General features: G+C 59.4%; 16 protein-coding genes. 9 read left to right on the top strand and 7 right to left on the bottom strand.

The window, feature by feature from the left end:
* The 3 genes from hdaA (at window position 1) to ACZYHG_RS27585 (ending at window position 1,667) form a co-directional block, all read left to right on the top strand.
* Window positions 1-705, top strand: coding sequence for a DnaA regulatory inactivator HdaA (gene hdaA, locus ACZYHG_RS27595; RefSeq protein WP_464611258.1), 705 nt, complete (start codon window positions 1-3; stop codon window positions 703-705).
* A gap of 318 nt (window positions 706-1,023) precedes the next feature.
* Window positions 1,024-1,281, top strand: coding sequence for a type II toxin-antitoxin system Phd/YefM family antitoxin (locus ACZYHG_RS27590; protein WP_464611257.1), 258 nt, complete (start codon window positions 1,024-1,026; stop codon window positions 1,279-1,281).
* Complete coding sequence (locus ACZYHG_RS27585; RefSeq protein WP_464611256.1) at window positions 1,278-1,667, top strand: type II toxin-antitoxin system VapC family toxin; 390 nt, start codon at window positions 1,278-1,280, stop codon at window positions 1,665-1,667. Before ACZYHG_RS27590 ends, ACZYHG_RS27585 begins: the two co-directional genes overlap by 4 nt.
* Window positions 1,668-1,693: 26 nt before the next feature.
* Here the strand turns inward: ACZYHG_RS27585 and ACZYHG_RS27580 are convergent, their stop codons facing one another.
* Entirely contained in the window at window positions 1,694-2,068 is a 375-nt protein-coding gene (locus ACZYHG_RS27580) for a cupin domain-containing protein (protein ID WP_464611255.1), read from the bottom strand.
* Window positions 2,069-2,790: 722 nt separating this feature from the next.
* Between ACZYHG_RS27580 and ACZYHG_RS27575 the strand changes: the two genes are divergently transcribed.
* Window positions 2,791-3,276 (top strand): histidine kinase, encoded by a 486-nt coding sequence (locus tag ACZYHG_RS27575; protein WP_464611254.1) that lies wholly within the window; start codon window positions 2,791-2,793, stop codon window positions 3,274-3,276.
* Window positions 3,277-3,358: 82 nt separating this feature from the next.
* Here the strand turns inward: ACZYHG_RS27575 and ACZYHG_RS27570 are convergent, their stop codons facing one another.
* From ACZYHG_RS27570 to ACZYHG_RS27560, 3 genes are all read right to left on the bottom strand, one after another.
* Window positions 3,359-4,732 (bottom strand): response regulator, encoded by a 1,374-nt coding sequence (locus ACZYHG_RS27570; RefSeq protein WP_464611253.1) that lies wholly within the window; start codon window positions 4,730-4,732, stop codon window positions 3,359-3,361.
* Window positions 4,695-5,495, bottom strand: a complete 801-nt coding sequence (locus tag ACZYHG_RS27565; RefSeq protein WP_464611252.1) for a hypothetical protein — start codon at window positions 5,493-5,495, stop codon at window positions 4,695-4,697. Before ACZYHG_RS27565 ends, ACZYHG_RS27570 begins: the two co-directional genes overlap by 38 nt.
* Window positions 5,496-5,812: 317 nt before the next feature.
* A complete protein-coding gene (locus ACZYHG_RS27560; RefSeq protein ID WP_464611251.1) occupies window positions 5,813-6,475 on the bottom strand; it encodes a response regulator in 663 nt (220 codons plus the stop codon).
* A gap of 791 nt (window positions 6,476-7,266) precedes the next feature.
* Between ACZYHG_RS27560 and ACZYHG_RS27555 the strand changes: the two genes are divergently transcribed.
* The 5 genes from ACZYHG_RS27555 to ACZYHG_RS27535 all read left to right on the top strand — a co-directional run bounded on the left by ACZYHG_RS27555 (window position 7,267) and on the right by ACZYHG_RS27535 (window position 21,848).
* Window positions 7,267-15,741: a peroxidase family protein gene (locus ACZYHG_RS27555; RefSeq protein WP_464611250.1), complete on the top strand. Its 8,475-nt coding sequence runs from the start codon at window positions 7,267-7,269 to the stop codon at window positions 15,739-15,741.
* Window positions 15,742-15,819: 78 nt separating this feature from the next.
* Window positions 15,820-17,619: a type I secretion system permease/ATPase gene (locus tag ACZYHG_RS27550; protein ID WP_464611249.1), complete on the top strand. Its 1,800-nt coding sequence runs from the start codon at window positions 15,820-15,822 to the stop codon at window positions 17,617-17,619.
* 10 nt (window positions 17,620-17,629) lie between these two features.
* The gene (locus ACZYHG_RS27545) at window positions 17,630-19,894 is read left to right on the top strand and encodes a cadherin-like domain-containing protein (protein ID WP_464611248.1); all 2,265 of its coding nucleotides are present in this window, start codon (window positions 17,630-17,632) and stop codon (window positions 19,892-19,894) included.
* Window positions 19,895-19,910: 16 nt separating this feature from the next.
* On the top strand, window positions 19,911-21,209 hold the full coding sequence (locus ACZYHG_RS27540) for an HlyD family type I secretion periplasmic adaptor subunit (RefSeq protein ID WP_464611247.1): 1,299 nt from the start codon (window positions 19,911-19,913) through the stop codon (window positions 21,207-21,209).
* 159 nt (window positions 21,210-21,368) lie between these two features.
* The gene (locus ACZYHG_RS27535) at window positions 21,369-21,848 is read left to right on the top strand and encodes a cupredoxin domain-containing protein (protein WP_464611246.1); all 480 of its coding nucleotides are present in this window, start codon (window positions 21,369-21,371) and stop codon (window positions 21,846-21,848) included.
* A 672-nt stretch (window positions 21,849-22,520) separates the two neighbouring features.
* Here ACZYHG_RS27535 and ACZYHG_RS27530 read toward each other — a convergent pair.
* From ACZYHG_RS27530 to ACZYHG_RS27520, 3 genes are read right to left on the bottom strand one after another with little or no spacing between them, the layout of a single operon-like run.
* Window positions 22,521-22,937 carry a hypothetical protein gene (locus tag ACZYHG_RS27530; RefSeq protein ID WP_464611245.1) on the bottom strand — a complete coding sequence of 139 codons (417 nt, stop codon included), beginning with the start codon at window positions 22,935-22,937 and terminating at the stop codon, window positions 22,521-22,523.
* The gene (locus ACZYHG_RS27525; RefSeq protein WP_464611244.1) at window positions 22,934-23,233 is read right to left on the bottom strand and encodes a hypothetical protein; all 300 of its coding nucleotides are present in this window, start codon (window positions 23,231-23,233) and stop codon (window positions 22,934-22,936) included. Before ACZYHG_RS27525 ends, ACZYHG_RS27530 begins: the two co-directional genes overlap by 4 nt.
* A 23-nt stretch (window positions 23,234-23,256) precedes the next feature.
* The gene (locus tag ACZYHG_RS27520; protein WP_464611243.1) at window positions 23,257-24,009 is read right to left on the bottom strand and encodes an FAD-binding oxidoreductase; all 753 of its coding nucleotides are present in this window, start codon (window positions 24,007-24,009) and stop codon (window positions 23,257-23,259) included.
* Window positions 24,010-24,050: the final 41 nt, after the last annotated feature.

Genomic DNA, 24,050 nt, shown 5'->3' with positions numbered 1-24,050 from the left:
GTGACGGCCCAGCGAACCGATCCGCCGCGCCAACTGCCGCTCGATCTCGGCCATGGCACTGGCTATTCGCTTGACGACCTCGTCGTCTCCGGCACCAACAACCAGGCGGTAACGCTGATCGATCGATGGCCGGACTGGCCCTCGCCGGTGGTGGTGCTGGCAGGCCCCGCGGGATCCGGCAAGACGCATCTGGCCTCGATCTGGGGCACGCGCGCCAACGCCGTGGCCGTGAATGCCGGGCGCATCGGCGACAGCATCGCAAATCTCGGGGCCAGCCCGGCGCTGATCGACGATGTCGATGCACGCGCGATCGACGAACAAGGCCTGTTCCATCTGATCAATGCGGTGCGCGGCGCCGGGTCGACGCTGCTGTTGACTGCACGCCGCTTTCCATCCGCCTGGGGTGTTTCGCTGCCCGATCTGGCTTCACGGCTGAAGGCGGCGGCGACAGTCGAGATCCATGAGCCGGACGATCTCCTGCTCGCCGGTGTCATCACCAAGCTGTTCGCCGACCGCCAGGTCGAGGTCGAACCGCATGTCGTACAGTATCTGGTGCGACGCATCGAACGCTCGCTGGCGACAGCGATGCGCGTGGTGGAGCGGCTCGATCGCATGGCGCTCGAGCGCAAAACGCCGATCACGCGGGCGCTGGCCGCCGAAACTGTCAACGCCATGGATGAGGGGCAGGGCGAGTTCGAGGTCTAGACGGCCTATCAGTTCGCCGCTGTCCCATTTCGGGAAATAACAGCTGGCACTCATCTTGCTGCACAAGCTTGCCGGCTGATCCCGGTCCTGATTTCGCTCCAAATCAGGTTTGTAAGCTCGCCGGGCATGAGGGGCTTGGGTTCTCGTCCGGCGAGCTTGCCTTCAAATGCATCGAGCGATCACCAGTGTAGCGACGCCGCCATTCAGGCCGACAACGGCTATCTGCTTCTCCATACGGACTCTTGAAGTGGACCAGTGAGTGGTCTATTTGTTGAGTGGATATGGACCAGCGAATGGTCCATGCAGAGGGATCGATCAATGCAGGTATCCGTCACTGACGCCAAGGGACAGCTGACCGAACTGGTGCGCCGCGCTGAAGCAGGCGATGAGGTCATTTTGACCCGCCACGGCCATGCGGCGGTGCGACTGGTTCCCGTCAAGGCAATGCCCGACAAGGGAGCCCGCCGTGCTCTTCTGGAAGCGGCGCGTGCGGCGGGATCCGCTAAGGCAAAGGCGGGGCCGTCTGCGGCCCGCAGCCAGGATTTCCTTTATGGCGATGACGGCATGCCCGAATGATCGCGGTCGACACCTCGGCGCTGGTGGCGATCGTGCTTGGTGAACCGCAGGCCGACGCCTGCATGGCCGCGCTCGAAGCGGAGAATGACCTCCTGATTTCCGCCGGAACCGTCGCCGAGGCCCTGATCGTCGCGGCCCATCGCGGCATCGCCGCCGAGCTGGCCAGCCTGATTGACGGGCTTGGCTTTGAAGTGGTGGCGGTGACGCCGGCATCGGCCCGGCGCATCGCCGAGGCCTATGCGCAGTGGGGCAAGGGGATCCATCCGGCGGCGCTCAATTTTGGTGACTGTTTTGCTTACGAAGTGGCGAAGGAGCATGCCTGCCGCCTGCTCTATGTCGGCACCGATTTTTCGAAGACCGACATAGAAGGCATGCTTCAGGACTGAAGTTTGCGGATCTGTCCAGGTAGCGCTCAGGCGCGTCGATAGCCGGCAAGTTGCGCGTCGTCGACATCGGGCAGATTGATCACGATGTTTTCGGGTGTCCGGCAGGCCAGCCACCACAATTCTTCCGTCGTGCTCATATTGGCTTCGAGATGCGGCAGGAACGGCGGCACGAACATGAAGTCGCCCGCCGATAATTCGACGAACTCCTGGTAGTTCTTGCCGAAATAGATGCGGGCGTTGCCCGACAGCAGATAGGCATCGGTTTCCGCCTCGCCATGGTGGTGCGGCAGCGACCGAAAGCCGGGCGCGTTGCTGGCCTTGCCGAACCACAGCTTCGTCGCCGACGTGTGTTGCGGCCCGACCCCGGTCACCAGCGCCATACCGCCCGACTGGCTGGTCATGCTGCTTTCTTGGCCTTCCGGGTAACTATAGGCCTGTCGTTCGTGCTCATCCTCTTTCGACCTTTGTTGGCTGCCCTCACGCAGAGGTGGTCAGCCTTTCAGAATTGACGTTACGAAACCACGTCGCCGACCGCCATGAAACCGAACGCAAGAACAATGAGGATGACCGAAAAGTGCTCGCATGTGTCGACCCCCGCCGATCTGCGCCAGCATCGCGCTGAGCAGACGCTAGGACAAGCCGCAGGCAGCGGATTTTCGCCTGGCACGAGGCACAATCGCATTCTCCGACGAAACGGGGACACACGAGCGCAAGAGATACAGGTTGAACGACGCAAACGCCTGGTGCAGGTCATTGATGCCCTTCCCGAGAGATGGGTGACAGTTCATTCCGGATAGACGGGTTACACTTTCGGCCCTTTGCAAGGAGAGCAAGGTGCCTTGGAAGGAGTGTAACGTCATGGACGAGCGGCTAAACATGCCCGCTCCTTCGGGCGCAACGAGACGGTCTACGATCCCTGGCATTACGTCCCTGGACGCGCCGCGTTGCTGGGGGCGGATGGTGAATTTTGATTTAGGCACTCGATTGTGTTGGACTTGGTCGTACGTGCCTCCGTCGGTTCGCGGTGATCTAACCGATCAGCGTTGCTACTTGGGCGCGTACGTAGAAGAGTTCAGCAATGAGAGTCGATGCGCCCGACTCGATGGTCCGTGTGAGGAACCAAATGCTTGAAAATAGTATTGGAAAAAAGATTGTTCTGACTCGGCATGTTTTCCTGCTTGTCGCTGTCGTTTCGATCGCGCTGCTAACGCTCGCTTGGTGGATAGATCAGTGCATCACAGTCACTGCTGCGCGGGCAGCGGGCGGAGATGCAGGTCCCAGCAGAATTCAAGCGGTCACGGCAATTGCACTCGCATGGGCCACCATGCTGAGCGCGGTCGTTCTGGTCTTCCGAGGCCACGACATAATCGGTGGGTATAGAAACCCTCGTCCCGATAGCCTGAACCAAAGAGAGATTGCCCAGCGCATCCACGATGGCCCGGCACAAATGCTCACCTTCGTAATGCTGCGCCTCGACGAGCTCGACGACCTGTTGCGGCATACAGAAGGCACGACGGAACCGGACGCCAGACGGATCATTCAGGACGTGAAGTCAGCGAGCCTCGACGCCCTGAACGATCTCAGACAGATTTCGCAGCAGCTGACATGACAGGCCCGAGTTGCTGTCCGGTTGGGTCTTAGCTTGGCGATGCCGCAGCGCTTGGCCGGCGCCATACGGCAATCAGGCATCGCTATTCCGCAGCCGGCGCGAGAACTGCATCGCTTTTGCCCGTTGCTTCGGATGCAATTCCCAAGACGCGAAAGAGTTCTTCCCGTTTGAAGGGCTTACTCAAGAAGTCATCCATTCCTGCCTGAAGGCAGGCTTCGCGGTCGCTGGCATATGCGCTGGCCGTCAAGGCGACGATGCGGGCTCGGCGACGTTCGTCAACTGACGTAGCTTCAATCTCCCGTATCCTGGACGCGGCACGCATGCCGTCGAGTTTCGGCATCGAACAATCCATCAGAATGGTGTCGAAGCTGGTGTGACGGGCCTCGGCGACCGCTTCCTCGCCATCACTGGCCACTTGCACAAAACAACCAAACTGTCGAAGCGTCTCCTCGAGAAGCCCGCGGACGCGTTCATTGTCTTCCGCGATAAGGACGCGCATCCTCGGCCCTGCCGCGATTGAGAGGTTTCGCTTCGTTTGCGAGGGATTCTGCCCGATTGCAGGTGAGGCTGAGGAGGACGGTTGGGAAGCGACGGTGAACCGGAAGTGAGCACCATGTGGAAGAGCCTCACGGACTTCGATGGTGCCGCCGAGTAGCTCGACGAGCTGACGGCTGATCGCCAGCCCAAGTCCGGACCCGTCCGAATTGGCACCCCGATAGAATTCCTCGAAGATGTGCTCGCGATCAACCTCCGCGATACCCGACCCAGTGTCCACGACATCGAAGGCGAGAACACCGGATACATTGCTGCTGACCCGGACGGTCACCCCGCCGGCCTGGGTGTGCTTCAAGCCGTTCGCGATCAGGTTTACCAGGATCTGGCGAATGCGCGCCGGATCCGAGCGGCAAAGGGCTGGCGTGGTCGGGGCGCATTCGACAGCTATGTTCAGACCCTTGCGGTCGGCGACGGCCCGCATCATGTCACATGTTTCCGCGACCAAAACCGAAGGCACGAATTCGACCGAATTAATATTCAACCTGCCGTCCTCAATCGCTGAAAGGTCGAGCACTTGGTTGACGATGTCGAGCAATGTCTGGCTGGCGTGGTCGATGATCTCAAGTTTGGCCCGCGCGCGCCGGTCAGGCCGGCCGGATCTCAGCAACTCCGCCGCACTGACGATCGCATGCATAGGCGTCCTGATCTCGTGGCTGACGCGGGCGAGAAACTGGGTTTTTGCTGAACTCGCCTCCTCGGCAATTTTTTTGGCGCTTGCCAGCTCGGCCGTGCGTTCGTCAATGCGCAATTCCAGATCTCGATTGTGCCCTTCCACCGTCGAGCCTCGATGAGCAAGCCACCGGAGCGCGGTAGCCAGCGCCAGGCTCCCCAAAATCAGGATGATGACCTCGGTGCGGAAACGCTCATTGATCGACTGAACTGTGGGGGATTCCAGAAACACCGCCGTTGGCACCGCAGACCAAAGGCTCCACCCTCCCGCCACATCCGGAAAATCGAGAGGAGTTCGAGCTGGCATAGGCGACGGCGTCGGGACCCGGTTCGGTCCGCGGCGAGATCTGTTTCCAAAGTTGGCCGTCACGGGCCCCCTTGTAGAAACCGAGCCTGTCATTGCCAAGTGCATAGCCATCGCTTGGCAGAATTTCAGTGAGGACGTCAGACAGGACAACTGCTGTAACGATCCCGCGAAGTTCCCCGTCAAATCCGAAGAATGGAACTGAATAAACGAGGCCCTTACGGTCATTTTCATTGGGTATAGTCGGAGAATAGTGTGTATTGTCGCACGTTATTACTTCGCCGCTGATAATTGCAGGGTAATTCAGATCAGATATAGAACTTTCTATTTTATATTTTCTCGCTAAATAATCTAATTGAAGTTTCATAGTGCGATATTCGAATTCTTCTATTTCTTCTATTTTTCTTTTTTCTAGAGAGGTGGCGCGCGAAGGAGTCTGGTCGGCATTCTTGCCAACGATCAATGCGTCGAACGTCATCAACGGCGCTTCTGGCGTCGTCGGGTCGCCGTCGATACGATCTGGATCGAAATTGGCTGGCACTATGTAGAGTTCCGAAACCGACAGGTTTTCCGCCAGATTGTTGTAGATTTCTTGGGCGCTCACCCTTGCATCCTCGTGCAACGAATGAGACTCCGAATTCAGCGCTCGCACGGTCGGCAAGCGGGCGATGGTGCGAATGCCCTGATACATCTGGCGAAAGCTGGCCTCGATGTCGACAGCAACCGCCTGAACTCTTGGCTTGACTCTCCGCCTGGAATGCGCGCTTCGCGGCTTTGATATCCATTTCCCTCGCGGTGCCGAACTGGAACCAAAGTAGACAGCCGAGCGCGATCAGCAGCAGATAGCCGCCCAACTCGATCCAGGAGAGACGCGCGTCGCGCATTGATCTCAGGCTCCCCACGGCAGGCCTTCACTTGACTGCCAACTCGCCGAAAGACTTGGATGACGCCTCACCGTTTGGCAGCGGATATCAACGCAGCACCACATCGGTGCCGGTTCCCAACGCGTCAATTCTCCAGCGACGGACTTACCCCGCGCAGCTTTTGCGCCGCGATAACCGCTGAAACACGGTTTGTGACCCCATACTTCTGCAGAATGCCCGACATATAGTATTTGACGGTCTTTTCACTGATATCCAGTTTCTCGCCAATCTCTCGATTGGTAAGGCCTTCCTCCACGGCTTTCATGATTTGAGCTTCGCGGTGGGTAAGTTGGTCGATGGAAGAAGCCTGCTGGACGTTCAGTTGTGCAGCCTGAAGCAGTTTTGTCGCAAATTCGGGTGAAACGAACGACTCTTCGTTGGCCACCGTCCACATCGCCTTCTTAAGGTCGCCAGCGCTGACGCCCTTGAGCACATAGCCTTTGGCGCCAGCGTTCAAAGCGGAGATGGCGATGGTTGCCAAATCGCACACTGTCAGGATCATGCAACGAACGGAAGGCACCTGTACGACGATACGCTTCAACGCCTCCATGCCACCGCCAGGGATACCCAGATCGAGGAGCATGATCTGTGGTCGCCAACGTTCGGCGATTTCCAATGCCTCGCGCGCGGTACTGCCTTCGGCGACCAGATTGAACCCTGCCTCGCCTGAAATGACCGCGCTTAAACCCCGTCGAACGATCGGGTGATCGTCGACAATGGCAATTGTAACCTCATCCAACTCGCCCACGCCCATACCCCCAACGCACGCACAGACGTATTGCGACGCCTGTAAGCAACTAGACCCTGCATTGAAACCCCAACAGCCTCAAGCACCCACCTTTATGTTAGGCCTGGCTTAAATATATGTCAACGCAGGTAAAATTCAGTGAGGCACTACGAAGCGTAGAGAGGATTATTTGTAAATATCGTATGCTATATTCACGTATATTAGATAAAAGTTCGTATCACATGTATTAATATAAATATTATTAAAATAAATGACGTTTGAATGCGCCAGATAGATGGCGCAGTTTGTGCCGAAAATTTCAGATCGTGGTTAAGTTAACTATCAGATCGAGTTGCAAATACTGCCGGTGTCCGCAGCGCGAGCATTGTGCCCAAGGGTCTGAGCTGCGACTTTGGCTAAGACCAAGGCGCCTCCGTCGCCTCGAGCTAGGCCGATTGCGCTTGCGGCGATAGTCATAACGAGCAACCGAGTTGCCGTCCGCTGCTGTAATTGTTCGATGCCGGCGTTCTGTCGCGGGTGCGTGGGTTCTGGGCAAATCAGCCATAAAACCCGACCTTAGTCTGATTCGAAGCCAGACCTATTGCCCGAAAAATCCCGCCAAGGTCCAAAGAATTCGCTGGACCTCGGACAATGGCAAATGTCCGCCACTACGGCATCCTTAAGGAAGAGTTAACGTCGGGTGCCAGGACTGAGCTTGAAATAGCGTGGGCTGATTTCCTCGCAAGACCGACAGATCCAATAGCGCTGACTGTTCCCGGTATCGTCTGGGCGCGCAAGTGAGGAGAAGTGCCATGGCCTATACACTCAAGCCGTTCGTGATCAACCAGACGGACATCCAGTTCATTCTGGACCAGTTGAACTTTCTTCCTCTGTTCGACCAGCAGGGCAATGCGATCATCAATTGGGACGGCACTGGCACGGTCTACAATTCCAAGCACGTCGCCTATGCCAATCTTGGTAGCGTCAATGCCAATATTGCAGCGTATGGCACCTCCTACCAGTCGGTCACCGACCTCGCCGGATTGCGCGACGTCACCGGGCTGAACAACAATCTGTCGCTCGTCAACGCCGCGTGGGGCGCTGTCGACCAGATCTTCACGCGGTCGGCTGCGGCGGATTACGCAAACTACTCGCCGATCATGCAGGCAGTGGCGGATTACGCCTATGCCGCAGCGAAGCAATACTACGGAAAGTACAGCGATGGCAGCGCGACGGACGGAACACCGACCGGAACTTTCAATGCGGGCGGCACCGCGAACACGAACTATGCCGTGACACTGGATACTACCGCGTCCGTACAACCTGGTGACTCTCATGCAACGGATGGCACCGCGATCAACATTCCCAACGTCGTCGATTATACGCCGCGCATGATCAGCCTTGCGACGACGACAGCTGGCGTGATCTACGACACGTGGGCCAATCACGCGTCCGACCCCGCAGCCACCATCCACACTCCGAATGAAATCTATTATGACGCCAATGGCGTTGCCACGGTCCTCGACTGGGGGCAACTGGCCACAGTCGCCGACGGCGGTCTCGGTCAGGTCGACCCGCAAGCGCGGCTAGCCGCGTCGGCTGGCCAGGACGATCACTTCATCGGTGGCCTGAACCCAGGTGTGTCGCCGTCCAATGGCTTTTTCGTACTGTTCGGCCAGTTCTTCGACCATGGCCTCGACTTCATCGACAAGTCGTCCGGCGCAACGATCAAGATCGCGCTCGCGGCCGACGATCCGCTCTATGGCATGGCTGGCTCCGACGGACAGCCGGTACACGAGATCACCATCAGTCGCGCGACCGTGCAAACCATCGATGCCAATGGCCCGGAATATGTCAACCATACCTCACCGTTCATCGACCAGAGCCAGACCTATGGCTCGCACGAGCAACTGACGAACCTTTTGCGCGAGTGGGTACCGGATCCGACCACGGCTTCAACCACCGACTTCCATGCCGGCATGAATCTGTTTGATGGTACGACGCTGGCGACAGCGTGGACGAAGGCCGATGGGACGTCGACAAACGACACTCTGCCGACGCTCGACGAGTTGCGGGCCCATGTCGAGGCAACCGGGCGGGACGCGCTGACCTGGGAAGACGTATCCAATCTGCGCAACCGCGACGCAACTGGCCATGTCATTGCCGCGGGTCAGGCCGGTGCCGGCTTCAGCGGCTCGGCGCTGCTGCTCGACATGAACCCGCGCTTTGATGCCGGCCACTTGCACGGCTTCTACGACACCAATGGTGATGGCGTCCAAGGCGTCGGCGAAGCCAGCTACGGCAATGCCGCGCAGTCGGCGAAGGTCGATGCCGCGATCGCGACGATCAATGCCAACGTCAAAAGCACGTTTGGGGCCAATTCGTCCTTTGGCATCGATCCCACGACACACAAGCTGACTCTCTACATGGAAAACCTGCCGGTCGGTTCCCCGGCAGGAACGCCCCATACGCTTTCGGGTGCCAGCGCGCTGTATCCCTTCGTCAACTTTGCGGATTTCAGCATCACGACGCCTGCCGGAGCGGTTCACAACGCTGTCGGTGAGATCCTGCTGGCGTCCGTTGGTGATCACTATGTCGCGGGCGATGGCCGTGTGAATGAGAATTTCGGCCTCACCTCGATCCATCACATCTTCCATGAGGAGCATAACTATCAGGTGCAGAACCTGATGGACGCATTGCATCGGCAAGATATCGTCTCGGGCGATCCGACCCACGCCAGCCTGCATGATTTTCAGGTCGACACGGGCCACATGAATGCGGCTGGAGACTTCGTCTATACCGACAACAGCATCGCCTGGGACCAGGACAAGGTATTCAACGCGGCCAAACTGGTTGTCGAAATGGAATACCAGCACGCGGCGGTGGACCAATATGCCCGCAACGTGACGCCCAATATCCAGGAATTTGTTGGATATTCATCCAGCGTCAATTCCGCGGTCTCGCTGGAGTATTCGCAGGCAGCGTTCCGCTTCGGTCACTCGACGCTGCGCGAGACGATCGACACCATCGACCCGAGTCACGGACTGACCGGCAAGATCATGGGCTACGCGCTGAAGGAAGCGTTCCTCAGCCCGGAAAAATACGCGGACATCGGTCCAGCCGCCATCGCGCTCGGCATGTCGCATCAGCAGATGAATGAGGTTGACGAATTCATCACCCCGGCGCTCAACCAGGGTTTGCTTGGGCAACCGCTCGATCTCGCCGCCATCAACATCGCGCGTGGCCGCGATGTCGGCATCCCTACGTTAAATGATTTCCGCGAAGCCGTCGGGCTGGCCCGCTACACCAGCTGGAACGATTTCGGCCAGAACATGCAGCACCCGACATCGCTGGCAAACTTCATTGCGGCTTATGCGTTCGATGGTGACCTCGCCAAGGCGCAGGCGATCCTTGGCATTGTCGAGGGCACCGTAGCCGTCGGTACGTTGGGCTTCACACTGGATCAGGCATACGGCTTCCTGAATGGGGATGAAGCCGTCGGTGGCGCCGGTACGCTAGGCTTCAACCAGATCGACACCTGGCTTGGGGGGCTCGCCGAGATCCATCAGCCTGGCGGTCTGCTCGGCGAAACCTTCGACAAGGTGTTCGTCAACCAGATCGAATCGCTTATGGACGGAGACCGCTTCTACTATCTGTACCGCCTTGCCGGCCAACAGTTTGCCGAAGAAGTCGGCAATGGCCAGCTCAAGGATATCGTCGAGCGCAATACCGGGCTCACGCACCTCAACGGCAACATCTTTGGATATGCCGATCAATATGTCGATCTCGGGGCCAAGAAGGAGGTCGTGGCAACGGGTGCCGAAGCTCTGACCACCGGCAATGAGCACAAATATGGAGACATTGCCGCAGTCGCTGATGGAACCATGGGCGTCTACTCCAACGGCGGCCGCGGTAATCTCAACGACGGCCATGTCGTGACCATCGGTGGCGTACAGTATGTCCAGGACACCCGGCTGGCGAACGGCACCCAATTCCAGGTCAATCCCATCAACGCCGCCTTCGAGGCCGATTCGCTTGCCAGTGGCGCACCCGGCGTGGTGGTAGATGCGCTCGGGAACTACACGATTGGCAATCCGAGCAATTGGACAATCGCAGGCGGCGTTGGCGGTCTGTTCGCCCCAGTTGGCTCGATCAGCAACCCCGCCGGCCATGGCGGCGGCAATGTTGTCTGGTTGCATAGCGGGGCAATCCTGTCGCAGGACACAGGCCAGATCCTGACGGCGGGTCAGACCTTCAGCCTTGGTCTCAATGTGGGCGACCGGACGGACCTGGCCTGGCCTGGCGGCGAAGTACGCCTGATCGCGACAGACGGCGTGACCACTCATGTGCTGAATTCACTGGCATTGCCGACACCGGCCAACGGTGCATGGTCGCATGTGACATTGGACACTGGCACGATTGACCCCGCCTATGCGGGTTTCCAGCTGCGGATCGAGGTCCAGCAAAACTCGGCGGGCGGCAGCCAGCAGATTCTGGTCGATGACATCCAGTTGACCACCGGATCAGTGGTCTTCAACGATGGCGTCAACCTCGATGGCACGCCCAATTCGGGTGCGGAGTCGAACGAGGTCGTCGTCGGCACCATGGGCAACGACCTGATCTACGCGCAAGGCGGCGATGACACGGTCTATGGCGACGGCGGCAACGATACGCTCTACGGGGGCTATGGCATCGACCGTCTCTACGGTGGCGATGGCATCGACAAGATGTATGGCGGCGACAACCCCGACCTGATGGATGGTGGTTCGGGAGATGACTTCCTTTATGGCGAGTCATCAGGTTCCGACATCAATGGCGCCGACCAGGTGATCGGCGGCTCCGGCAATGACTTCATCTCCGGCGGCATTGGCATCGACAAGCTGTCCGGCGGCACGGGCGACGATCGCATCTATGGTGATCAGGACACCGATCCGTTCACTCACGGCAGTGACGGCAACGACTATGTCGACGGCGGCAGTGGCGGCGACATTCTCTACGGCGACAATGGCGACGACGTGCTTGTCGGCGGGGCTGACCAGGACCAGATGTTCGGCGGCAATGGCGACGACATCATCCGTCCCGGTGACACAACCGGAGCCCTCACCATCGGCACCGACGAAGTGCTTGGCGGCGACGGCGTCGTCGATGAGGGCGACAAGCCAGGGACGCTGGGTTTCGATCTGATCGACTTCAGCGACAATGCCGTTCGCCCCGGCGGCGTGACGTTCAACCTGGCCGACCAGCAGAATCCCGCCGTCAACGTCAACGGCATTCCTAAGCAGATCGCCGCCTTCCAGACCGAAGGCCTGATCGGATCGGCCGGCAACGACACGCTGACCGGCGACTCGGCCGGTGACGCGGCCCTCGCGAATGCCGCCCTCGACAAAGGGGAGAACTGGCTGGTTGGTGGCTCGGGCAACGACGTCCTGACCGGCGCCGGCGGCAACGACGTCATCGTCGGCGGTTCGATCCGGCTCGATGCGCTGATCGGCGCATACAATTCCGGCTATGCCCATAACAACAACAACACCGGAGCCACCGCCGCCGATCAGTTGCAGGATGCCCTCTACCAGGGCGCGTCGCACCGTGTCGACTATCAGGAAACTCTCCTGGACAATCTCGGCAGCCATGCCGGCCTGCTCGGCGGTGCCGCCACCCAGGAATTCGACAAGCATTTCACCGAGTTGCTGCGTACCGAGATGTTCAAGGACACGGTGCTGGGCGACGGCGGCGCCGATGGTCTCGGCGATACGGCGGTGTTCACAGGCAATTTGTCAGATTACACACTAACGGCCGTCGACGCGCACGGCGCAATCGTCGTCAACGCTCACGCCAACTGGGCAAGCGTTGCCGCTATCAAGGTCGCCGACCACCGCGATCCATTGGCGACGGATGCCAACGGTCAGCTCATTCCGACCGATGGCACCGACCTGGTGATCGGCGTGGAAAACTTCAAATTCTCGGACCAGACTATCAATCCAGCGGCGTACTTCGATAAAGCTCCAACGCTGGATTTGAACTACGTGCCGGTTGCCCGCAACACGCTCGATGCGTTCGGTTCGAACAACAATGCCTACGGCCAGAACAACGGCAGTGCGAACTGGAATGGCAACTGGCAGGAATCGAACGATGGAAACAATTCCTCGTCGAACAACGGCCAGATAACCAGGAGCACCAGCAGCGGCGGCGTCCTGCAGTTCGGCAGCGGCGATGGCGCCGAGATCACACGTGGCGTTGGCCAGAGCGGGGCGACGCCGACAAGTATCGTTTTCGATCTGCAGGCAAAGAACGGCATCGGCGCCAACGAGACACTGGCGTTGCAGTACAGTTCAGATGGAACGAATTTCGTCACGGTTGCGACCTACGGCAGCGCCGACGCGACGGGTACGAAGACGATCAGTCTGGCCGGTCAGACCATGACCGCGGACTCGGAAATACGCTTCGCGGTCACGAGCCTGAACAATGGCGACTACTTCCGGGTCGACAATGTTCGCGTCAATTTTGTTGGAGACTCCATCCAGGGCAACAACAACACGGCAGCCTATACCGAACTATCGGCCACGGGCGCGGCCCTCACCACCTTGCCTCACATCACCGATGCCGATGATACTAATCTCCAGTCGGCCAAGATTGTTCTCACGGACGCGATCACGGGAGATCAGTTGAATGTTGGTGCTGTCCCGGGAACGATCACCGCTACGCTAAGCGCCGACAAGCACACAGTGACCCTGAACGGTGCGGCCTCGATCGCCGCCTACGAACTGGCACTGAAGGCGATCACCTATACCAATCCGACCAACCAAAACCCGACCGTCTACAACACCGACACGACGCGCCATATCGACGTTACGGTGAGCGACGGCCTCAAGGACAGCGCGGTCGCGACGACGACGGTGACGATCACGGCCGTCCCTGATCCGACTGTCGCCGGCAACGATACCATCATCACCAATGCCGGAACGACGGCATTCGCCGTCCTCGACACGGCTCTGCTGGCCAACGATGTCGACCCCGATACGGTCCTCACGATCTCAGGAACGTCGACCAATAGCGGCGTAACGTCTTCTCACTCGAACAGCAGCCAATCGGTCACTGTCACCGACACAAATCCACTAGGCGGCTCGTTCCACTACACCGTGAATGGACAGAGCCCGACCGTCACCGTCGTCAACCAGAACGGCGGGAATATCGCCGGCACAGGTGCTTCCGAGATCATCGTTGATAGCGATACCGCCCACACAATCACCGGCAACGGCGGCAACGACTTCGTCTTCGGCAACGGCGGCAACGACATCGTCACCACCGGCAGCGGCAACGACACGATCTACGGCGGCCAGGGCAACGACACCATCGCCGCCGGTGCCGGCAACGACACCATCGTCTGGAACGCCAATGCCGGCAACAACACGCCGACCGACGGCCGCGATTTCGTCGATGGCGGCACGACCTCACTCGTCGCGGGTCGAGACACGGGCTCGGACTCCTTCGTCGTCAACGGACGCGCCGGCTCCACTGAAACTTTCTCGATCTACTCCAACACAGACGACTGGGACAACAATGCAGCCAACGGGGTCGTCAGCAGCGCAGCCCATGCCGGTTTCACCGGCCTGAACGCAAACACAGAGATCGTGGTCGCCCGCAACGGCACCATGATTGCTGAGCTCGACAACATCGAGGAAATCACCGTCAACACGCTCAACACCACCGCAAACAACGGCAACAATCCCACAGCGCCGGATGGTGGGACGAGCGGAGGCGACACCATCCAGGTGGTCGGCAATTTCACCGCCACCAGCCTCAACTATTCGACCATCCACATCAACGGCGGCGATGGTGACGACACGGTCGATATCTCTGGGCTGACGTCAGACCATCGTATCGTCTTCCACGGTGCCGGCGGAACCAACCACGTCGTTGGCGACCTGCGTCCCCAGGACGTCGTCGACAATGCTATCCCTTCCAACGGAAATACGCCTGCCGGCGGGACTGCGCATGGTGATGGAGGTGCGCCTGGTAACGGCGGCAACACCTCTCAGGGCGACGACGAGGATGACGACAGCGAGCACCTGAACCGTGCGCCGGTCGTGAACGGACCCATCGTCCTGCCGTCGCTTGGCGCCAACACACCGCTGCTGCTCGCCGCGGCTGTGCTTCTGGCTGGAGCCTCGGACGCCGATGGCGACGCACTGACGGTGACCAACCTCACGCCGTCTTCGGGATCTGTCACCGAGGGGCCCGATGGCTGGACCTTCACACCCACCACTGACGACACCAGCCAGGTGAGCTTCAGCTACGACATCAGCGATGGCCACGCTTCAGTTCACCAGACGGCTTCGCTGGACCTGACGGCAGCTGCCGGTGGAGAAGGCGACGGCGCGGATGCGCCGGTGTTGGGAGGTGATGCGCATCTCGGCACTGATGGTGCCGACGTCATGATCGGCGGGCTCGGTGCGGACGTGCTGAGCGGCGGCCAGGGCGATGACGTCATCCTCGGCAACGATGGCGCAGACACGCTGCTTGGCGGTGCCGGAGACGACCTGATCAAGGCTGGCGCAGGCGACGACGTCGTCTTCGGTGGCGCCGGCAACGACGATATCTTCGGCGGCGCCGGGCATGACATGATCTTCGGCGACGGCGGCAATGACCGGATATTCGCCGACGAGGGCAACGACGTCATCGAAGGCGGATCTGGCAACGACACTGTCTATGCCGGCACCGGCAACGATCACATCATCGCCAACGTTGGTGACGGAGACGACGTCTACTGGGGCGAGGACGGCCAGGATACGCTCGACTATTCGGCCATCAGCGCCAGCTTGACGATCGATCTGGGCAACGGGTTGCTGCATCACGGCAGTGTCTCGAGCGCGCAGAGCGGCCAGGATACGGTGTTCGGCTTCGAAAATGTGATTGCCGGATCAGGCAATGACACAATCATAGCCAACGGCGCCGCCAACACCATGGATGGCGGACTCGGCAGCGACACCTTCGTGTTCGGATCAGCAGGCGACGCCAATGGCGATACGATCGTAGGCTTGCAGCCGGGCGACAAAATCGACCTGTCGATGATCGACGCCAACACGAGTGCCGCGGGTCACCAGTCCTTCGTCCTCTTTGCTGGAGCCGGGTTCACATCGGCGGGCCAAGTCATGGTCAGCTATCAGACCGCGGCGGACGGTGAACACACGCTGGTCAAGGGTGAGATCAACGGAGACGGCGCGGCCGACTTCAGCATCGACGTTGTCGGTCACCACGACCTGGACGGAAGCTCGTTCAAGTTCGCCTGAACGTGCCGGCCGCCGAAGGGAACCCCTTGGCGGCCGCTGAAGCCCGCAAACTGTTCAATGTAGTTGGGATTGGCTTTCATGAGTACCCAAAAGAAACGCACCCGTGCTGCCCCTGATGTCTCGCAATACATCGGTAATTATCGCGGGCTTGCAGTCTTTCTGCTTTGCCTTTCGGGCATCATCAACCTTCTGGCGTTGACGGGCTCTTTCTACATGCTGCAGATCTACGACCGGGCTATCCCCAGCGGCAGCGTGCCCACACTGGTAGCCTTCTCGGTGCTGGCCATTGGCCTGTACCTTTTCCAAGGTCTGTTCGACGTGCTGCGGTCCCAGATTCTGGTCCGCTACGGCGCACGCCTCGACGCCAAACTCGCCCCGCTTGCCCATCAGGTGGTGATCGAGATGCCGCGCTACGGCTATTCCACGTCAGAAGCGCTCGAGCGAGGCCGGGACGTGGACACCGTGCGCGGCTTCATATCCAGCCAGGCCCCTATCGCCTTGTTCGACTTGCCATGGATGCCGCTGTTCCTGGGCTTTGTCTATCTCCTCCACCCCATGCTTGGATTGCTGACGGTCGCGGGCGCGATAGTCCTCATCGCCTTGACGGTCGTTACCGAAGTGCTGACGAGAAATGTCGCCAAGGACATGCATCGTGCCGCCATTCTGCGTTCCAACATCGCCGACGCACATGCGCGCAATGCCGATATTCTCAAGGCAATGGGCTTCGCCTCCCGTGCCGTGTCGCGCTTTGAAGCCGCCAACGACAAGCATCTCCATTTGCAAACCAAGACCAGCGATGCGACAGGGTCCCTCAGCGGCCTGGCAAAGGTGCTGCGCATGATGCTGCAATCGGCGCTCTTGGGCCTTGGCGCATATCTGACCATGAAGGGAGAACTCTCCGCGGGTTCCATCATCGCGTGTTCGGTCGCTTCCGCGCGCGCGCTTGCTCCCATCGACATGGCCATCGGCAACTGGAAGGGTTTCGTCGCCGCGCGCCGAAGCTTTGGCCGGCTGAAAGAAACCCTTGCAGCTATGAATGACGAGTCCCACATCATCGACCTCCCAGCGCCCTGCCAAACGCTGAAAGTGGAGAAGGTAACTGTCGTCGCGCCCCATACAGGAGCGGTTCTTCTGAGCGACGTTTCTTTTGAACTTAAGGCTGGCGACGCTCTTGGACTGATCGGCCCGAGCGGCGGCGGCAAGACATCGCTGGCCAAAGGCATTGTCGGCGTCTGGCCGCTGCTGCGTGGCTCGATCAGGCTCGACGACGCCGATCTCGATCAATGGCATAGCGACAAACTTGGTGCCGCTATCGGATACCTGCCCCAGGATGTATCGCTGCTGGAGGGGACGATCGCGGAGAACATCTCGCGCTTCGACCCACAAGCCGATGCACGTGGGATCGTTGCCGCTGCGCGCGCTGCGGGTGTCCATCAAATGATCGTCCGGCTCGGCCAGGGATACCAGACAGAACTTGGGCCGAACGGCACAGCCCTATCGGCCGGCCAGCGCCAACGCATAGGCCTTGCTCGGGCTCTCTACGGAGACCCTTTCCTTGTCGTGCTCGACGAGCCGAATTCCAACCTGGACTCCGAAGGGGAGACGGCATTGACGGAGGCGCTCAAGGGCGTCCGTCAGCGTGGAGGCATCGCCATTGTGATTGCCCATCGCCCCAGCGCCCTGGCAGCAGTCGATCTCGTCGGGCTGATACAGAACGGCAAGCTCGTAGCGATGGGGCCAAAGGATGAACTGATCCGCGAACCCGCGCGTGCCGCCCCAATCCCAGCCTCGGACGAAAAGGTGCGCACGGCCCCAATGTCTGGCTCTGGCGGCAAGATGCGTTCTGCCTCGGCCGTTGCGGCCGCGCAAAAGGATTGACGAGTGCAAAATGGACGATCGGCTAGCACTTGGACTGCCCAACCACGAGGAGCTCGACGCTCCGAAGAACCGCTTTGCGCTGCGAGATGCGCGCTCGCGCGTCAATTCAATCTCCGCAGTTCCGTTGTTGATCGGAGCATTCGCAGCGCTTCTTAAAAAGATGTTCGAGACAGAACAGAAGGTTCCCGACAAGCACCCGGGCAAATCTTCCGACCAGAAAAGTAAGGAAAACAAGGACGCATCCGACATCAAAGACGACCCGGTAATGACGCAGATACAGAAGATTGGCCACGTCGCAGACTATCTGCGAAGTCTCGCCGAACCTGTAAGCGTCAATGTTCCCGACCTCAACTTCGATGTCTGGCAGCCACATCGGCCTTGGGGCGTGCAAGGACTGCACTCGACCCATCGCAGTAGCGTTGGCAACAGCATCCATGGACCTGGCAGTCATGGTGGCGCGCCGCCACCTGTTGCCGGCAATGACAACGGCGGGGGAGCGCTCCCTCCCGGCGGTGCGTTGCCAAGCCAGGGCGGGGGCGACAACAGCCACAGCGGGTCGGGCTCCGGCAGCAACGGCGGCCAGGGCGGCGGCAGTGGCGGACAGGGAAATCAGCCGGGCCAATCCGACCCAGGTCAAGGCTCTGCGGGATCGACAAAATCGAACCGGCGGCCGGTCTTGACCGGACCGGTTTTTCTTTCCGACGGCATGATGAACCTGTCGATCATCATCACCATGGGGGAGCTCCTAAACGGCGCCAGCGATCCAGACGGCGATAATTTGATCGTTCGCTCGCTGGAGGCCGATCATGGCGAACTTCAGCGTATCGGTTTGGAACGCTGGCTCTATACGCCCGAACATGATCAGACCGGACCCGTCACTTTCCACTATCAAATTAGTGACGGTGTCGAGACCATCCAGCAGAGCGCTCATCTCGAAGTCGCGGAGCCGACTGGTGAATCGATGGCCGGCACTGAAGGCGACGATGTACTGATCGGAACACCCTACGATGATTTGATCGACGCCCGCGGCGGCAATGATGTCGTCTACGGGCGCGAAAGCAACGATACGATTCACGGCGGCGATGGCGATGACCGGCTCATCGGCGGCGACGGCAACGACGTGATCTGGGGTGGCCGCGGACACGACATCCTGTTTGGCAGCCATGGCGACGACACCCTCTTCGGCGGCGAGGGCAACGATATCCTGTATGGCGATGCCGGGAACGATCTTCTGCTTGGCGACGAAGGCAACGACCAGATCCATGGTGGCGATGGAAATGACGTCGCTGACGGTGGCTCTGGCAATGACACACTGTATGGCGAAGGCGGCGACGACACGCTGGACGGCGCAGACGGTAACGATGGCCTCGATGGCGGTGCCGGAACCGATCTGCTGATCGGGGGCGGAGGCGACGATGCAATGGCCGGTGGCGACGGCAATGACCATCTGCTGGGCGGCGACGACGCCGATACGCTGCATGGTGACGCGGGCGCCGACACGCTGGACGGCGGCAACGGGAACGATATTCTGGATGGCGGTCAGGGTGATGACACGCTCGTCGGTGGTGCCGGTGACGACAAACTGTACGGCGGCGATGGCAATGATCATCTGAACGATGGTGCAGGTCTCGACCATGTCGACGGCGGCACAGGCGACGACGTCATTCATCTAAGCAACGACCTCCAGATTGATATCGTGGATGGCGGTGAGGGGCAGGACACGCTCGATCTTTCCGCCAATGCCGCTGACGCCATCGTGGATCTCCAAGATGGGCTGGTCTTCCTGGACGGCATCGAAGAGGCCCATGTCTTTGCCATCGAGAGCATCGTGGGCAGCCATGGGCGAAATACGCTGGTGGCGAACGACGCCGTCAATGTCATGGTTGGCGGCGGCGGCAACGACATCTTCGTGTTTCGATCGCTCGAGTCCCTGGTCAACCATGGCGGGCCGCGCGACCTGGTAATGGATTTCCAAGCCGGAGACCGCATCGATCTGTCGCGCATATCCGATGATAGCAATGACTTTGCCGGTCAGAAATTGTTCTTTGCCGGTGCCGCCTCGGCGGCACCGGCCGATCTCGGGGCGGTGACCTTCAACTATCAAATGCTCGACATCGGTCACGAGGTCACGGTCGTCTCCGGGAATCTCGACAGCGATCCAGACGACGAGTTCTCTTTGGTCCTCGACGGCCATCACGAACTGACGGCACAGGACTTCATTCTTGAAGCAAAGCACGAGGCCGCAATGCCTAATCAGGCATTGGCGACCGCGTAGACGACAGGGGTAAAGCGTGGACAAGAATTTCGAGAAGCAGACGCGCCGGCCACAATACGCAATTCATTCGAGGGTGGCGGTTTCTGGCCTCCTTGCGTTGGGTTTGGTTCTTGGCTGTGGAGGCTGGGCGGCCAATGCAAAATTGTCGGGTGCGATTGTCGCACAGGGCAAAGTCACGGCGAAAAAACAGTTGAAGATGATTCAACATCGCGACGGTGGCATCATCGGCGCGATCGAAGTCGCCAATGGCGACTCGGTGAAAGTCGGTGACGTTTTGATACGTCTCGACGAGACCCAGACCAGAGCGGAGTTAGGCGTGTTGAGTGGGCAGTTCCTGGAATTCCAGGGGCGCTCCGCCCGTTTGCGCGCCGAGCGCGACGACATGGACCAGATCACGTTCGATTTTGCAGCTGATGTCGATTCACAAGCTATCGTCGATGGCGAAAAGCGGATGTTTGCCAACAACCGGGCGTCGCGTATGGCGCAGAAAGCGCAACTGGCTTCGCAGATCGAACAGTTTGAGGAACAGATCAGAGGTCTGGAAGCCCAGAAGGCTTCAAGCAGAAGTGAGCGCACCCTCGTGGCTGAAGATATCGGCCGTTTGGCTCCCTTGTTGCGCAAGGGGCTTATCGAAGGCGACAAGACCCACTCGCTGGAACGGGACCAGGTGAAGATCGATGGCCATATCGCCGAGGTCGAGTCCGACATAGCGCGGGCGAGGGGCCAGATCAGCGAGGTCAATCTCAAGATGATTGAGATCGACCAGCAGGTCAGGACCGATGCCCAACGCGAATTGCGCGACGTCGAGGCGAAGGTTGCCGAACTGGACGAGCGTATCGTCGCTGCAAAGGATCGTCTCTCGCGCATGGAATTGCGAGCGCCGATTTCGGGAACCGTCAACGACCTCAAGGTTCACACTGTGGGTGGGGTGATTGCGCCCGGTGAAACCGTCATGTCAATCGTGCCTAGCGGTGACGAGCTTGTCGTCGAGGCAAGGGTCGCGCCAACTGACATAGACCAGGTAGCAACAGGCCAGGATGTCAGGCTGCGCTTTTCGTCGTTCAACCAGCGTACCACACCGGAGATCGACGGGCGCGTCAACGTTGTTGGAGCGGCTGCGAGTGTCGACGCCCAGACCGGTCAGGCCTACTACCTTTCAACCATCGCAATTGTTGATGATAGCGGCCTGGAAGGCAAGCAACTGGTGCCAGGCATGCCGGTCGAAGTCTTCCTGCACACGAAGGAAAGATCTGCGCTTTCCTACCTGGTCAAGCCATTCACTGATCAGATGAAGCGAGCCATGAACGAAGATTAATCGAAACAGCCTTGAACCCGTCGTTCGGACGATGGGTGATCGGGGTGAGTAGGCGCGCCTTGATAGTTGCCAACTCTTGTACCCAAGCCTCCCCGTCTGTGTCGTGGGCGATTCGGGAAAAATGAACGACCGTTGCAACAGAAACCTCGGAGTAAAGTCATGTCACGGACTTTGATGCCTCTCTTTCTCGCCAGCGCCCTCTTGGCGAGTACGGTCGTTACACATGCCGACGGTAATCTCGTTCGGATCAAGCTCTCCGATCTGGGCGACGACGCCGCCATGGCGGCTGATCTCGGCATGGGCAGCACAGGCGATATGAATATGGCGACGTTGAAGATCACGCCGGACACTCAGCACGTCAAAGCCGGCCAGGTGACCTTCGAGGTTACCAACAGCTCGAAATCGATGGTCCACGAAATGGTTGTTGCCAAAGTTGATGCAAGCAACCTTCCTCCATACGACGCGGCGAATGCAAAGGTGGACGAAGAATCTTTTGAAACCCTTGGCGAAGTGCCGGAATTGCACCCGGGCAAATCCGGTTCTGTCAACCTCAAGCTGGAGCCCGGAACCTACGTGCTGTTTTGCAATATCCCCGGACACTACATGGGCGGCATGTGGTCTGTGGTGACGGCCGAATAGTTTATTCGGAGGGCATCACTGGCGATCCAACTTATCGCCGCTCGGTGAAGCGAGCCATGAACGAAGATCGATCGATACAGCCTTGAACAAGTCGTCGATGGGCGATCGGAGTGAAGTGGTGCACCCTTATAGCTGCCAACGTGGGGCCTTCGTCGGCCCCTGGCGTTCTCAGCAACCTACTTGCTTCTCGTTCCCTCCTTGAGTTGAGGGCTGACAAAGGATACTGAAATGACCGACGGGCCGGCAACAATCTACGTTGTAAGCTTCCTCGAAGGCGAGAACTGGCGCACCCTTCTGGCTACTAAGGACCGAGGCCTGGCATTCGCAGCAGCGGATACCATCGACGAAATGACAAGGATCTTGCCGGTAACTTCTCTGGCCATTTGGAAGAGGTCCTCACACCGCACGATGTGCGAAGATGGTCGCGACTAAGCGCAGCAAGCAGCCGTTAGCTGGCCAATGGCCACGATTGGCTAGTCCGACGTCGAGACAAGCCGCAACTGGAGGGCCGGCCCATTGGCGGGTCACGGCGACCTGATTGCCGGGCGACACAGCTCGGCACCAAGACGCAGTATCAATCATTAGCCGGACGCTATGAAGTTTTGCAGCGGCACAGTCTTGCATCGCGTTCAGTAGCGATGGATGCTGGGTCCGCAAAAACCAACGGCGCCGTCATTCCGATGCTTTTCGCCATTTGATTTCATTGTCCAGAAGAAGCTTCGTTTCTTCAGTCTCCTTACGGGCGGCTTCCAGCCTTTGGTACATTTTGTCGACTTTACCCCACTCACGGTAAAATGCCGAACCCAGCAATCCGAAGCCTAACATTGCCATGATGATCAGTCCGCCCTTCAAAGGCGGCGTTGGAGCAAGGCCGTGCAATGCAATGACGATTAGGCTGAACGCTAGGCAAGAGATCAAAATAGAGATGCTTCTGCAAAGCACCCCACACAGGATCGACACCAGCAGTAGAACCAGAGCAATGACTGGCGAAGCGGAGACGTCGGCGATGATGGAGCCGAGCCACCATGAGATCACAGGCGAGACCACTTGGTAGAACCAATCCTGTAGGGACCCAAGGGTCTCGGTCATGCGGTGCCTTTTACACAATTGTCGGACAATGATTGGTAACGTGCCGTGCCCGGCTTGGAAAGGCTCGTGAGCGTGAAGAGGTGTGCGACCGCCGGTTCTGATGTACACCAACGCACGGTCGCAATGGATTCCTCCCGGAACCCTGTCTGGAACCCGCCACCATTGCCGGTGGCACCGAACGCATTGCCGCAGGATTTCCAGGCAGCCTGCGCGGTCAAGATCGCACTGAAGGAGCATCGCAACCCTTGCATAGCCATCGGCACCGCGCGGCGGAGTTCGGGTTGGCCGTTGCTCAAGCCAGCCGCCCGAAGAAACCCTTCTATGCAGCCTGAATCGCGCTTGCGGGCACCGGGAAGAAGAAACGGCTAAGCCTTGATGTGTCGAGGAGAGGCTTGCGTCTGGGGGCGGAGGGTTCGAACGGATCGGCAAAGAATGACGCGCCGACGCGAGATGCCAGGTGAGCTACGCGACCAACCATCTTAGGCGACCCTGCAGCGTAGACGATGTCGTCGGACCTGATGTCGGGGAGATGATCCGCCGGTGTGCCTTCGGCTACGACAACGGACTCGCGAGGCATGCGCTCAAGTGTAGGGACAATCGTCACGTGCAGGTGGAGGCGCGCGTGCAGCAGAGCACTGGACATATAAAAGGAGTCGATATCGCGGGAGCCGCACACCAGAACCACTTCACGATTTGGATTTTCGTTCAATGCGGCCGAGGCGATCGCCCAGATCGGAGCGAATCCTGTTCCGCTCCCGGCAAGGACGAGTCTGCTTGTACGGGCCGGACGATGGTGGGCGTGGCCATAGGGCCCCTCTAGCCTCACCTTGTGGCCGACATTGATCCGCGTGCCGAGTTTCGGGGTGACGGCGCCGTTTCTGACCTGCTTGATGTGGAACTTGAGCGTTTCGCTGAATTTGCCGGAATGCAGGCATGCCGTCGGGCTAAAGCTCCTTGCTGGGAAACCTTTGAACTTCACCCTGTAGTACTGTCCCGGAACCCACTCCGCCGCCTCGTCAGGCTTGATGGAAACCTCGATGATCTCCTTGCTGAGGCTGCGCAACTCCGTCACACGCGCGTCTTGCCGGCATGGTTGAGGCAAGTCGCTCAACT

Source organism: Mesorhizobium subarcticum (genome assembly GCF_055456085.1).
Note: the sequence above shows the minus strand (reverse complement) of the source record. Positions and strands in the feature narration are given on the sequence as shown.